The organism is Actinoplanes sp. NPDC049118, assembly GCF_040648555.1.
In the GTDB taxonomy this organism is placed as follows: domain Bacteria; phylum Actinomycetota; class Actinomycetes; order Mycobacteriales; family Micromonosporaceae; genus Actinoplanes.
In genome coordinates this window covers 165,826-178,083 of record NZ_JBEZDY010000015.1, presented here as the reverse complement: position 1 = coordinate 178,083, position 12,258 = coordinate 165,826, and the positions used below count along the sequence as shown (strand labels likewise).

General features: G+C 69.1%; 12 protein-coding genes, 3 tRNA genes and 1 pseudogene. 4 read left to right on the top strand and 12 right to left on the bottom strand.

Going from position 1 to position 12,258, the window contains the following annotated elements:
* From AB0B58_RS24675 to AB0B58_RS24650, 6 genes are all read right to left on the bottom strand, one after another.
* The gene (locus AB0B58_RS24675; protein ID WP_360227854.1) at positions 1-450 is read right to left on the bottom strand and encodes a MaoC family dehydratase N-terminal domain-containing protein; all 450 of its coding nucleotides are present in this window, start codon (positions 448-450) and stop codon (positions 1-3) included.
* A 68-nt stretch (positions 451-518) separates the two neighbouring features.
* Positions 519-686, bottom strand: a complete 168-nt coding sequence (rpmG, locus tag AB0B58_RS24670) for a 50S ribosomal protein L33 (protein WP_067495822.1) — start codon at positions 684-686, stop codon at positions 519-521.
* Between the two features lie 126 nt (positions 687-812).
* Positions 813-885 (bottom strand) — tRNA-Met (locus AB0B58_RS24665).
* A gap of 28 nt (positions 886-913) precedes the next feature.
* A tRNA-Thr gene (locus tag AB0B58_RS24660) sits at positions 914-989 on the bottom strand.
* Between the two features lie 104 nt (positions 990-1,093).
* Positions 1,094-3,622: a sensor domain-containing phosphodiesterase gene (locus AB0B58_RS24655; RefSeq protein ID WP_360227850.1), complete on the bottom strand. Its 2,529-nt coding sequence runs from the start codon at positions 3,620-3,622 to the stop codon at positions 1,094-1,096.
* A 64-nt stretch (positions 3,623-3,686) separates the two neighbouring features.
* Positions 3,687-3,842 carry a hypothetical protein gene (locus AB0B58_RS24650; RefSeq protein ID WP_360227847.1) on the bottom strand — a complete coding sequence of 52 codons (156 nt, stop codon included), beginning with the start codon at positions 3,840-3,842 and terminating at the stop codon, positions 3,687-3,689.
* A gap of 256 nt (positions 3,843-4,098) precedes the next feature.
* On the opposite strand from AB0B58_RS24650, the gene AB0B58_RS24645 reads away from it, so the two are divergent.
* Entirely contained in the window at positions 4,099-4,494 is a 396-nt protein-coding gene (locus AB0B58_RS24645) for a hypothetical protein (RefSeq protein WP_360227844.1), read from the top strand.
* Here the strand turns inward: AB0B58_RS24645 and AB0B58_RS24640 are convergent.
* The 3 genes from AB0B58_RS24640 to AB0B58_RS24630 are packed head-to-tail and all read right to left on the bottom strand — an operon-like array spanning position 4,491 to position 6,159.
* The gene (locus AB0B58_RS24640) at positions 4,491-5,300 is read right to left on the bottom strand and encodes a sulfurtransferase (RefSeq protein WP_360227841.1); all 810 of its coding nucleotides are present in this window, start codon (positions 5,298-5,300) and stop codon (positions 4,491-4,493) included. The two genes, AB0B58_RS24645 and AB0B58_RS24640, sit on opposite strands and share 4 nt — an antisense overlap.
* 31 nt (positions 5,301-5,331) lie before the next feature.
* Positions 5,332-5,634: a hypothetical protein gene (locus AB0B58_RS24635; protein WP_360227838.1), complete on the bottom strand. Its 303-nt coding sequence runs from the start codon at positions 5,632-5,634 to the stop codon at positions 5,332-5,334.
* Between the two features lie 30 nt (positions 5,635-5,664).
* Positions 5,665-6,159, bottom strand: coding sequence for a YajQ family cyclic di-GMP-binding protein (locus AB0B58_RS24630; protein WP_360227835.1), 495 nt, complete (start codon positions 6,157-6,159; stop codon positions 5,665-5,667).
* A gap of 149 nt (positions 6,160-6,308) precedes the next feature.
* Here AB0B58_RS24630 and AB0B58_RS24625 point away from each other — a divergent pair.
* Positions 6,309-6,392, top strand: a tRNA-Tyr gene (locus AB0B58_RS24625).
* A gap of 122 nt (positions 6,393-6,514) precedes the next feature.
* On the opposite strand, the pseudogene AB0B58_RS24620 reads toward AB0B58_RS24625, so the two are convergent.
* A pseudogene (locus AB0B58_RS24620) lies at positions 6,515-6,678 on the bottom strand (integrase); the annotation flags it as partial.
* Between the two features lie 1,072 nt (positions 6,679-7,750).
* Here AB0B58_RS24620 and AB0B58_RS24615 point away from each other — a divergent pair.
* Entirely contained in the window at positions 7,751-8,308 is a 558-nt protein-coding gene (locus tag AB0B58_RS24615) for a Uma2 family endonuclease (protein WP_360227833.1), read from the top strand.
* A 743-nt stretch (positions 8,309-9,051) separates the two neighbouring features.
* Here AB0B58_RS24615 and AB0B58_RS24610 read toward each other — a convergent pair.
* Positions 9,052-10,551: a hypothetical protein gene (locus tag AB0B58_RS24610; RefSeq protein ID WP_360227830.1), complete on the bottom strand. Its 1,500-nt coding sequence runs from the start codon at positions 10,549-10,551 to the stop codon at positions 9,052-9,054.
* Between the two features lie 360 nt (positions 10,552-10,911).
* Between AB0B58_RS24610 and AB0B58_RS24605 the strand changes: the two genes are divergently transcribed.
* A complete protein-coding gene (locus AB0B58_RS24605) occupies positions 10,912-11,154 on the top strand; it encodes a hypothetical protein (RefSeq protein WP_360227827.1) in 243 nt (80 codons plus the stop codon).
* Here AB0B58_RS24605 and AB0B58_RS24600 read toward each other — a convergent pair.
* Positions 11,155-12,258, bottom strand: a 1,104-nt coding sequence (locus AB0B58_RS24600) for a tetratricopeptide repeat protein (protein ID WP_360227824.1), incomplete at its 5' end; no start/stop codon positions are given.

The window sequence follows — 12,258 nt, the reverse complement described above, 5'->3', positions numbered from 1 at the left end:
TCATTCCTCCCCGCGCTGTACAAGCTTGGACCAGACCGTGACGACGGCCTCGCCGGCCTCGGTGGTGACGTCGGTGCGGGTCGTCAGGAAGTCGTGCCCGCCCCGCGAGGTGATCTCCTCGACCGTGTTCACGCAGACCAGCGAGTCGCCGGCGACCACCGGTCGGGTGTAGGCGAACCGCTGGTCGCCGTGCACCACCCGGCTGTAGTCCAGCCCGAGCTCGGGGTCGGCGACGATCTGACTGCTGCTGGCGGTCATGGTGATCACGACCGGGAACGTGGGAGGCGCCACGACGTCGGCGTATCCGATGGCGCGGGCGGCCTCCGGGTCGTGGTACTCGGCATCCGTGGCGCCGATCGCGGTGGCGAACTCACGGATCTTCTCGCGGCCCACGAGATAGGGCGCGGTGGGCGGCCAGCTGCGGCCGGCGAACGACTGGTCCAGAGGCATTGCTTGAAAATACTCTGCGGCGACCGGAAACCGGTCGCCGCAGCGGGCCTTGCTTTTTCGGTATGTCGTCAGCGGGTCTCGCGGTGCAGCGTGTGCTTGCCGTCCCGGGGGCAGAACTTCTTGAGCTCGATGCGGTCCGGGTCGTTACGGCGGTTCTTGCGGGTGATGTAGTTCCGCTCCTTGCACTCCGTACACGCCAAGGTGATCTTGGGACGGACGTCGGTCGCCTTGGCCACGGCGGGGTGCCTTCCTGCTAACGGGATTCACATACGACATACCAGCGTAGACGCTAGCCGCGCTGACATGCAAAAACCTGGACAGATGCCCGGGTCGTACGGCATCCGGGACGGGTCCCGGATGAGTAGCGGTGGCCGGACTTGAACCGGCGACACAGCGATTATGAGCCGCTTGCTCTGCCATCTGAGCTACACCGCCGCGCCAGGCTCTCGGTCACGAACCCGGGTGGAGCCCCCTTACGGAATCGAACCGTAGACCTTCTCCTTACCATGGAGACGCTCTGCCGACTGAGCTAAGGGGGCGCGCGCGATCTCTCGCGTGATGCGCAGACAGAAGCTTACACGGCCGGGCACCCGAGGTGAAATCGCCTCCCTGGCCCGGCGAAAGGGCAGGTCAGCGCGTTGTGTCAGCCGACCGCGCGCAGCCGGCGCACCTCGCCCGTCGGGGTCTCCTCGGGCTCCGTCTGCGCGCTGAGCCAGGTGTTCAGCCGCTCGACCGGCAGCGGCCGGCTGAAGAAGTAGCCCTGGCCGATCTCGCAGCCGAGCTCGGCCAGCAGGTCGAAGGTCAGCTCGCTCTCGACGCCCTCGGCGACCACGGTGAGGCCGAACTCACGGGACAGCCCGATCACCGCGCGCACGATGGCGAGGTCACCCGAATCGGTCGCCATCCCCTGCACGAAACTGTCGTCGATCTTCACCTCGTGCACCGGGAGCTGCCGCAGGTACGACAGCGAGGACGCGCCGGTGCCGAAGTCGTCGACCGACAGCCGCACGCCGAGGTCGCGCAGCCGGTAGAGGGTCGGCAGGGCGCGTTCGATCTCGCCGAGCATGCTCGGCTCCGAGATCTCGAAGGTGACCTGGCCCGCCGCCACCCGGTACTGCTTGAGGAGCCCGTGCACCTGGTCGGGGAAGCGCGGGTCCAGCAGCGTCCGCGCGGACAGGTTCACGGCGATGGAGAGCGGCCGTCCGGCGTCCGCCCACTCCCGGCAGTGCCGCAGGCCCGCGGTCAGCACCACCTCGGTGAGGCGGTGCAGCTGACCGGTGTGCTCGGCGACGGCGACGAAGTCCTCCGGGGACACCTCGCCGTGCGCGGGGTGCTGCCAGCGCGCCAGGCACTCGACGCCGACCAGGTGCCGGTCCTGGATGGTCACCTTCGGCTGGAAGTGGACCTCGAGCTCGCCCGAGTCCAGGGCGCGGCGCAGGTCGGCGGCGAGGCCGAGGCGGCGCACGGCCCGCGACTCCAGCGCCGGGTGGAAGAGCTGCACGCCGTACGGCAGCGCCTTGGCCGCGTTGGCGGCGAGCTCGGCCCGGCGCAGCAGGGCGTCCGGGTCGTCGCCGTGGTCGGGCTGCACGGCCACCCCGGCGGCGGTGTCCACATCCAGGGTGAGCGTGCCGACGGCCATCGGACCGCGCAGCTGCTCGCGCATCTCGGTGGCGAGCCGGACGGTCTCCTCGGTGCTCTCCGCACGCAGCGTCACGACGAACTCGTCGCCGCCGATCCGGCCGACCAGCGCGCCAGGCCCGGCGATCTTGCGCAGCCGGCCGGCGACCTCGCTGAGGAGCTTGTCGCCCGCGTCGTGGCCCATGGACTCGTTGACGTCCCGCAGCCCGTCGACGTCGAAGAGGATCACCGCGACCACCTCCCCGGGGGTACGGATCTTGACGGACTCGGTGAGCGCGTCGGTGATCCGCCGCCGGTTCGGCAGCGAGGTGAGCCGGTCGTGGTAGGCGTCGTAGCGCAGCCGCTCGACCAGGCGGGAATTCTCCACCGCCGCGGCCGCGTGCGCGGCGATCGTCTCGACCACCTGCACGTCGGTCGTGGTGAAGTGCTTGAAGTCGCCGAGCCGGTTGATCACCTCGAGCGTGCCGATCACGGCCTGCCCGGAGCGCAGCGGCACGACGATGCAGTCCTTGGCCCCGGCGGCTTTGAGACCCGGCAGCAGGTCCCGGTCGGTCGCCAGCTTGGATCCGACCGCGACGCTGCGCCGCTCGGCGGTCGCCCGCTGGGTGATCTCCGCCGGTGTCCGGCTGATGTCGAGCAGGCCGCCCGCCTCGACCTTGGAGGTGAGCAGCACCTCCGGATGGCGTCCGGTGGGCGGCATCCGGAACGTCGCGTACTCGGCCTGCATCAACGACCGCGCGCGCACCAGCAGCGAGTCGATCAGCGTCACGTCCTGGCTGGACTCGACGACCGCGTTGGCCAGCTCGTAGAGCTCGGCCAGGGTGTGGTGCTGTCGCAGGAAGTCCGAGTAGGAGCGGTACGCCAGCGTGAGCACGCCGGCCAGCACGAACAGCAGGAAGGCGGACCACCAGGTCGCCTCGAGCGCGACGATGAAGACGAGGCCGATGACGATGCAGAGCTCGGCGGCGATCAGGCCCGGCCAGGCCACCCGGAGCATCTCCAGCCCGGCCGGCACGCCCTGCACGGTTGCCATCACGGCCGCCACCGCGAAGAGGGTCACCACGGTGGTGAGGGTGACGGCGACGCAGAGGACCGCCCAGGTCGCCGGCCCGCTGCCCTCGATGGGCGGCAGCATCTCCAGGACGATGCCGGCGATGGCCGTGGCGGCGCCCGCCTTGGCGACGTTGAACGCGAACCTGTCGGGCGCGGAGCGACGGCGGAGCTCGCGGATCGCGACCGCCAAGGCGCTGACCGCGACGACAAGGACCGAGGGCATGAAATAGAAGCCGAGGACCAAGGCGATCTCGATCAGGCCGAGCGAAGTGCCGTGCCGCCCGATCTGTATGTATCTCGAACCCGTTCCGAGCAGAACGAAGAACGGCAATGCGAGCACGCCGGCAAGCAGATGGTGGGACCAGGTCGGATCGCGAAGCGCGAGAACCACACCGAAGACGATCGTGATGATCGTCAGAGTCCCGGTGATGAGCCAAACGTATTCAGGCGATCGTCGCGGTGGGGACTGACGCCCTGCCATCCAACGCCCCTACCGCTCGGTGTGCTCCAAACGAGGTGCTGTGGGGCCGCGCCGCGGCCCGCCCTCAGCTCCAGTCGTACTCGTACTGGGCCGCGATCGCGCTGACGGACGTTGCGGGGGTCGCGGCGGCCGCACTGCTCCCACCGACGAGGCCACTGAGGGCCAGTCCGAGCGCCACGCACAAGCCGGCAGTGAAGCGGCCGAGCCTCTTTGCGGACATCTATGACTCCTGTACTCAAGGTGTCAGTCGGGTGGGTTCCATGATGGTGCCACACGCTGAGTACGTCAGACAGCGTCGAATGGCCGGTGGAACCCGCACATCCCGAAATCTTGACTGAACGGCTGAGGTGTTCATGCAATTGCGGGCAGCAAAATTGACGGCTTTGAGGGCGATTTAGCGGGAGAAGTGAACCCAATTCGCATGACCTAGTCAGGGCAGCTTGACGTCAAGGCAACCTGACGAAAGACTGCGAGACATGACGACTCCCGACGAACTGGAGCAACAGCACACGCTCTCTACCGCCACAACGCGTTACGACGAGCTGAGGATGCGGGAGGCCCTCGCCGCGATGACCGAGGACGGCGGCGAGGAGCCCCTCACCCGTGCGGAGACCCTCGAACTGCTGGCGCTCAGCGAGGTCGTCATCCGCAAGGCGGGCTACGGAAGGCAGCCCATGGTCCGCGCGGCCCGCGCCGCCGGCGCCTCCTGGAACCAGATCGGCGCGGCGCTGGGCACCAGCAAGCAGGCCGCCTGGGAGGCGCACAACCGCTGGATCGAGGAGCAGGCCCGGCAGCACGATCTCACCGGGTACGAGGGCCTCGACCCCGACGAGGCGTCCGCCGCCCACGGCCTCGCGGGCACCCCCGACTAGTCGCCGGTCGCCGCCGGGCGGTCCGTTGCGCTGTACTGCGACCACGAACCGGGGTAGAGACGGCCGACGCCGAGGCCCGCATGCTCGAGGGCCAGCAGGTTATGGCAGGCCGTGACGCCCGAGCCGCAGTAGGAGACGACATCCGCGCCGGCGGTCACGCCCGCGGACGCGAAGCGCTCCCGCAGCGCCGGCACCGCCAGGAAACGCCCGTCGTCGGCGAGATTCTCCCGGCACGGCAGGCTCCGCGCACCCGGGATGTGACCCGCCCGCGGATCGACCGGCTCGGTGTCACCCCGGAACCGGGCCCGGTCACGGGCGTCGAGCACCACGGACGAGCCATCGACCGCATCGTCGATGCCGGCCAGCCGGTCGGCCGGCCAAGGCCGCGCGGTGAAGACCGCCGGAGGCCGCTCCGGCCCACCACGGACCAGCTCACCCTCGTACGCGGTGAGCCCGCCGTCGAGGAGTGCAGCCTCGTGACCGGTGGCGCGCAGCATCCAGACGAGTCGTGCCGCCATCACACCGCCGGCATCGTCGTACCCGATCACGATGTCATCGTCGCCGATGCCGACCGCGGCCATGCCCTGCGCGAAGACCTCGGGATCCGGCAGCGGATGCCGGCCGTCGGCCGGCGAGCCGTGCCGGGCCAACCAGCGGTCCAGATCGACGAACACCGCACCCGGCAGATGCCCCGACTCGTACGCGGCGCGCCCGGACCGCCCGTCCAGATACCAGCGGACGTCCGCGATAACGACCCGATCGCCCTGCTCCCTCACCCACGCCGGGCCGACCACCGGATCGATCACGTGCCGCTCCTCCGCCTACTCGTCCACAGACCTACTTGTCGTCCTCCGGGCTTCCACGCCGCGGCCGGTAACGCACGATCGCGACGCAGACCAGCGCCACGGCCAGCACGCTGGTCACCAGCGACGCCGTACCGGTCAGCAGGGCCTGGCCCAGCACCATCAGGAGCATCGCCAGCCCGAAGAGCAGGTGGTACAGGGCGGCGGAACGCACCCCCGGGAAGTTGCGCAACGTGCTGGCCGGCGCCTTGCCCGTCGCCAGCATCGCCGCCCCGAAGCCCGCCAGGAGCAGACCGATCGCGCCGCCGATCAGCAGCGTGGAGGTACCAAGGGTCATGGCCCTCAGTCTGCGCCGCCGGCCGCCGCCTTACCGGTAGTTCGTGAACTGCAGGGCGACGCCGAAATCCTCGGCCTTGAGCAGGGCGATGACGGCCTGCAGGTCGTCACGCTTCTTGCCGGTGACCCGCAGCTGGTCCCCCTGGATCTGCGCCTGCACGCCCTTCGGACCCTCGTCGCGGATCTTCTTGCTGATCGCCTTGGCCTTGTCGGCCTCGATGCCCTCGAGCACCTTGCAGTCAATCTTGTAGGTCTTGCCGGACTGCCGGGGATCCCCAGCCTCGAGCGACTTCAACGAGATGTTCCGCTTGACCAACTTCTCCTTGTAGACGTCGAGCGCGGCGACGGCCCTCTCCTCGGTCTCGGAGGTGATGGTGACGCCGTTCTCCCCCGACTTCGCGATGGTCGTCCCGGTCCCCCGGAAGTCGAACCGGGTGCCGAGCTCCTTTTCCGCCTGGTGGAAGGCGTTGTCCACCTCCTGGCCGTCGACCTTGCTGACGATGTCGAACGACGGACTGGCTGCCATGATCAGACTCCTGCTGGTGGGCCACGTATCGATGTCCACGGAAGGCCGCGACAGCCCCCCGACATGCCGACCGTACCCGGTTGTGAATCCGGTCGGCGGTATGGCTATCCTGTTGTTCGCTGCTGCGGGCGACTGCGGCGGCATGCCCAGGCGGGTTGCCCGAGCGGCCAATGGGAGCGGACTGTAAATCCGTCGCGAAAGCTACAGAGGTTCGAATCCTCTACCCGCCACCAACAGGCAGAAAGGCCCCTCACCAGCGCGAACGCCGGTAAGGGGCCTTCTTCGTCGGTCCCACTGGATCTCACCCAGGACGACGTGATCTCACTCGTCACGGCAAATGCGCGGCAAAGTCTGGTCAAGATCCTTCCGTGGGGTCGGGCGCCTCATCCTCGACCTTCAGCGCATCCTCGATCCGCCTCTTAGCAGCTCCTGCCGGCCGTCGACGCACTTCGCGTAGACCTTCATCAGAACGTGCACGCTGTGCCCGGCCCACTCGGCGACCTGCGGGGCAGGAACCCCCCGCGCCAGCCCACCGTCGTCGGACCGCCCAGCCGACGGCGACGCCACAACCTCTTGAAGAAGCCAGGATGAGCGCCACCGAGCCGTTCATTGAGTAGGCCGTGACACCGCGGAAAGTGTCCAGGCCCGTTAGCTAAACCCGCTCGCGTCGATCTCGATGGGAAAGCGTCGAGCACCAAGATGAGTTGGAAGACCGACATGAGCCTGAAAACGGGGTCGGGAGCGCGGCGATGAGGGCACCAACGCCTGGCTGCACAGCGTGCGATCACTGACGCGCATGGCAGGCAAGCCCATCGTGTGCGCCCCTGCATCAATCCGCCGCCGCTGCCGCCGCCGGATCACCCTGTATGGGCCAGCCGTGCTGGGCGCCTCACCGGCGCCCAACCGCCGCCGCAGCGGCTGCCGACGGTGGAACACCCGGCACGGGACGGCCGCGCCAGCGCCCCTCCGCCGCCGCAGCAGCACTTGGCGATCCGTGTCATCAAGTTCGTGGTCCTCGTCATCAAGTTCGTCTTGTGGGTGGTGTTCGCGACAAGGACGACGAGCTTGGGAACTTCGTCTTCGACGCCCTCGCTGCCACTGGGCTCACCATTGTCGTCGCGTTCGAAATGCCGTGGCACGACTGGTGGATTCTGCCGTTCTGTTGGTGCTTCGTGTCCTTCCTCGCCAACGCGGCCACCGTCTCGGTGCGAGACGGCCGAGGCGCGTTCAGCGGCAGTGGCCGCCGCTGGTGCACATCTCGTGCTAGGTCGGCACCCGGCCGAGACAGGGGTGACGGCAGCTGCTGCTCCCGCTGGCTCCCCCATGCGTCCCCCAGGGTTGCCTGGCTATAGCGTTTTGGCAGCTCGGGCGGCTTGCACGACGTGGACTGTAATCCGTCGCGAAAGCTGCAGAGGTTCGAATCCTCTACCCGCCTCGCTCAGTACAGACGGCCCCTCCAGCGCTCAGCCGGCGGGGGTCGATCTCCTCCTGCCCCGCCGGGGTACCGCTTCCAGGGACGCCCTGCCGCCTACGGTGCCGTACCGTGGGGTGGTGGGCAGATTCTCGTGAGCCGTTGGGGGTGACGTCGTCGATGAGCGTGGGAGTGGTTGACCACGTCGGTCCATGGACTGAAGACGAGTACTTTGCTCTCGGCGAGACGACGAACCGGATCGAGCTGATCGATGGGAGCCTGGTGGTGAGCCCCGCGCCCAACATGAGCCATCAGCGCCTTTCCCGCCGCCTGGCGAACGCGCTGGAGGAAGGCGCCTCCCCGGCCGGGCTCTTCGTGTACGAGGCGATCAACGTCCGGCTGCACACCGGCCGCATCGTCATTCCCGACCTGGCCGTGGTGGACCTGGACGAGGAGGCCGTCACGGCAGACGCTTCCGGGGTCCTTCTGATCGGTGAGATCGTTTCGCCGAGCAACGCCGCCATGGACCGTGTGCTCAAGATGCAGCTCTACGCTGCCGCTGGCATCGGGTGGTATCTCCTAGTCGAGCATGAGGCGCCGGATTCGCTGACGCTGCGGCTCAACCGCCTCGATGGCCAGCACTACGTCGAGGAAACCGTCGTGAAGGCCGGCGCGAGCCTGACCTCCCAGCGTCCGTTCCGGTTCGAGCTTGACACCCGGTCTCTCGTACGTCGCTGATCGGCTTCCCCAAGCGACGGCAACCCAGCGGCAACAGCAACGCCGACGGTGACGTTTACCCAGCCCAGTCGCCATCTGCTCAGCGGACTGCAAGTCCGTCGCGAAGCTACAGAGGTTCGAATCCTCTACCCGCCACAAGCGCCCAGAACGGCCCCGTGAGCTGCGGAAACGCGCTCCGGGGCCGTTCTCATTGAGTCCAGCTGAATCCGGCTCATCGCGAGCAGTCGTGGGCGGATCGTGGGCGGGTCGATCATGCGTGTCCCTCTCCCGATACCCCCTTGCCCCCGTGCCATCCCAGAAGCCCGAGCGCTCCCGCCGGAGGCCGGACCGAAGGCGCCGGGCGCGCACACAGAAGACGGGGCCCGCAAGGAACGGACCCCGTCTCAAGCTGGTACGGGCGCAAGCGGCGGAAACTCCCGGTGTCCGCCACCCGGTCGCCCGTCTGTGCAGCACCGGGATTGCAGCTATCAGCAAGGATACGCACGCCTGCCGCGGCGCGACGCGGCACGCGATGCCGGCCTGCGGGCCGCGAGCGCGCACGGTGCACGACTCAAGATGAGACGGATTCAGCAGGACCACTGGACCGAGCATTCGAATCCCACGCCTCCGTATTGATGAACAGCAAACCGCCGCTGACCTCAGCAAACGAAGGTCAGCGGCGGTCGTCGTTCACTGCCTGGTCTCACTCGGGGTCCGCCGCGTCGGGGCGGACCTGCCGTGCAGGTAGTGCGAGGACAGCCGTGCTATCCGGCGGCCAGGGTGTGTCCGAAGGAGTCGTTCGGTTCCCCCGCGCCGGTCAGTGCGTTCTGGTCCCACACCTGGTTGCCGTCACGGGCGAGCCCGAATCCGTTGCCGTACACCGCGTTGACCACGCCCACATCTTCGTTGTCGTCGACATCTTCCCTGTCCACCCCGACGGCCAGGTCGGCGCGACCATCGCCGTTGAAGTCGCCGGTTGCGACCGCGGCGCCGAACTGGTCGAAGTCTTCCGGGTTGCCGGACAGGGACCCCTGATGCCAGACCTGGTCGCCGCCCGCCAGGAGCCCGGCGCTGCTGCCGTGGATCACGTTGACCGCGCCGGCGGCGTTGAATCCGTAGACGGACTCGTTCGGCACCCCGACGGCCAGGTCGGCGCGGCCGTCGGCGTTGAAGTCGCCGGTGGCGACCGCGGCGCCGAACTGGTTAGCGGCGAACGCGGCGCCGTGGAGTGAGTCCTGGTCCCAGAGCTGGTTGCCCGCCGCGCGTAGCCCGGCGCTGCTGCCGTAGATCACGTTGACCGCGCCGGCGTCGCTCGTGCTGCCGACATCCTCGTACTGCACGCCGGCGACGAGGTCGGCGGAGCCGTCGCCGTTGAAGTCGCCGGCGGTGACCGCGGCGCCGAACCGGTCTCCGGCCTCGGCCGTGCCGGCCAGTTCCCGCTGGGTCCACAGCTGGTTGCCGGCGGTGGCGAGCCCGGTGGGGCTTCCGTAGATCACGTTGACCGCGCCTGCCTCGTTGATGCCGTCGACGTCTTCCTGGGGCACTCCGACGATAAGGTCGGCGCGGCGGTCACCGTTGAGGTCTCCGGCGGCCAGCGCGTCGCCGAACCCGTCGGCTGCTTCCACCGCACCGGCCAGCCTGCCCTGGTGCCAGAGCTGGTTGCCGGCGGCGCTCAGCCCGGTCGCGCTGCCGTAGATCACGTTGATCGCGCCCGCCGCCTCTGCCGTCGTGCCCGCGGTTTCGAGGTCCTCCTGTACGCCTACGGCCAGGTCGGTGCGGCCGTCGCCGTTGAGGTCCGCGGCGGCCAGGGTGCTGCCGAACCGGTCTCCGGCCTCCAGCGCGCCGGACAGCTGGCTCTGGTCCCAGAGTTGATCACCGGTGGTCTTCAAGCCGGCCGCGCTGCCGTAGACGATGCTGACCGCGCCGGCCTCGGTGTGGCCGCTGACGTTCTCGCCGGCCACGCCGATGGCGAGGTCGGTGCGGCCGTCGCCGTTGAAGTCGCCCGCGGCCAGCGCGCTGCCGAAGCGGTCGTTGGCCTCCGCCGCGCCGGCCAGCAGCCCCTCGTGCAGGAGCTGGTTTCCGTTCCGCTTCAAGCCCAGCGCACTGCCGTAGATCACGTTGACCGCGCCGGCGCTGCCGGCGCTGCCGACATCCTCGTACGGCACTCCGACGGCCAGGTCGGCCCATCCGTCGCCGTTGAAGTCCGCGCGGACGCCGGCCGCCGCCGGCGCGGGGCTCGGTGCCGCGGTCGCGGCTGCCGGCACAGTCGCCAACGCCGCCGTCACGGCCACGGCGGCGGCAGCCGCACGGGCCAGCCGCCCCCGTGTGGCCCTCGGCAGTCGAGACGCGCGTCCCGCAGCAGGAAGAAGCTGCTTCCCCGTCATCGATGTCCTCCCCGTCTGAGGGCTGCGCCCGCGCGGCACAGCACCTTTCGCCAACGGAGGCTATCGATGCACAGACCCGCTCGACATCTGGTGAATGCCCTACCCGTCCCCCGACTGGGCCGGTCCCGGATCCGGTGTGTCGTTCGTGGAGCGTAGGGTGTCTCGTTTCCCCAGGTGAGGACAGCCGTCGCCCTCCGGAGGGATGGCTGGGATCCGTGCCGAGGCCCTACCCTTGCCGTCATGTCTGACCTTGATGAGACGTCTTCGGCACCGGAACCGCTGGTCACGCACTACCTGTCCACGCTTGACGAGGCAATCGAGCACATTCGGGCTGCGGACCTGTTGGGCTTCGGCGTTCAGCTCCGCTCCTGCCTGGAGCCCACCGGCGACGAGTCCTTCAGGGAGCAGTGGAAGCTGGAGATCCTTGCAGAGTCCCCGGTCGAGCACGACGAGGAGGATGCGACTGCGTCCGAGCTCGGATGATCAGACCTTCGAGCAGATCTCGGTCACTTGCGCCGCCGCCGCTTTCGCCTCGTGGTGGCGGCCGAGCGCGCGCAGGCGGTTCGACAGGTTGTTCAGGGACATGGCGAGGTCGGGCAGGTAGGCGGCGGGGTTGGCCTCGGCCAGGGCGCGGCGGATCGTGAGGGCCTCCTCGATGGCGGCCAGCCCCTCCTCGCGCCGGCCCAGCTCACCCATCCACACCGAGAGGTTGTTCAGGGACGTGGCGAGGCCGGGCAGGTAGGCGACGGGGTTTGCCCTGACCAGGGCGCGGCGGATGGTGACGGCCTCCTCGATGGCGGCCAGGCCCTCCTCGCGCCGGCCCAGTTCACCCAGCCGGTTCGACAGGTTGTTCAGGGACGCGGCCAGGTTGGGCAGGTAGGCGTCGGGGTTGGCTCTCGCGAGGGTGCGGTACACGGCGGCGGCCTCCTCGATCGCCGCAAGCCCCTCCTTGCGCCGGCCCAGCGCGCCCAGCCGGTTCGACAGGTTGTTCAGGGACATGGCCAGGTCGGGCAGGTAGGCGTCCGGGTTGACCTCGGCGAGCGTGCGGCAGACGGCGGCGGCCTCCTCGATCGCCGCAAGGCCCTCCTCGCGCCGGCCGAGGGCGCCCAGCCGGCCCGAGAGGTTGTTCAGCGACGTGGCGAGGTCGGGGAGGTAGGCGTCGGGGTTGGCTCTCGCGAGGGTGCGGTACACGGCGGCGGCCTCCTCGATCGCGGCTAGCCCCTCCTCGCGCCGACCTGACTCTCCCAGCCGGTTCGACAGGTTGTTCAGGGACATGGCCAGGTCGGGCAGGTAGGCGTCCGGGTTGACCTCGGCGAGGGTGCGGCAGGCAGCGGTGGCCTCCTCGATCGCCGCAAGCCCCTCCTCGCGCCGACCCAGCTCACCCAACCGGACCGACAGATTGTTCAGCGAACCCGCCAGGTTGGGCAGATAGGCATCCGGGTCAGCCCTCGCCAGGGTGCGACGGATCGCGACAGCCTCCTCGATCGCCGCCAGCCCCTCCTCGCGCCGACCCAGCTCACCCAACCGGACCGACAGATTGTTCAGCGAACCCGCCAGGTTGGGCAGATAGGCATCCGGGTCAGCCCT

Excerpts from the sequence above, each read along its gene's own strand:
- AB0B58_RS24675 (WP_360227854.1), bottom strand. The coding sequence starts at position 450 with ATGCCTCTGGACCAGTCGTTCGCCGGCCGCAGCTGGCCGCCCACCGCG.
- AB0B58_RS24655 (WP_360227850.1), bottom strand. The coding sequence starts at position 3,622 with ATGGCAGGGCGTCAGTCCCCACCGCGACGATCGCCTGAATACGTTTGG.
- AB0B58_RS24650 (WP_360227847.1), bottom strand. The coding sequence starts at position 3,842 with ATGTCCGCAAAGAGGCTCGGCCGCTTCACTGCCGGCTTGTGCGTGGCG.
- AB0B58_RS24645 (WP_360227844.1), top strand. The coding sequence starts at position 4,099 with ATGACGACTCCCGACGAACTGGAGCAACAGCACACGCTCTCTACCGCC.
- AB0B58_RS24635 (WP_360227838.1), bottom strand. The coding sequence starts at position 5,634 with ATGACCCTTGGTACCTCCACGCTGCTGATCGGCGGCGCGATCGGTCTG.
- AB0B58_RS24630 (WP_360227835.1), bottom strand. The coding sequence starts at position 6,159 with ATGGCAGCCAGTCCGTCGTTCGACATCGTCAGCAAGGTCGACGGCCAG.
- AB0B58_RS24615 (WP_360227833.1), top strand. The coding sequence starts at position 7,751 with ATGAGCGTGGGAGTGGTTGACCACGTCGGTCCATGGACTGAAGACGAG.
- AB0B58_RS24605 (WP_360227827.1), top strand. The coding sequence starts at position 10,912 with ATGTCTGACCTTGATGAGACGTCTTCGGCACCGGAACCGCTGGTCACG.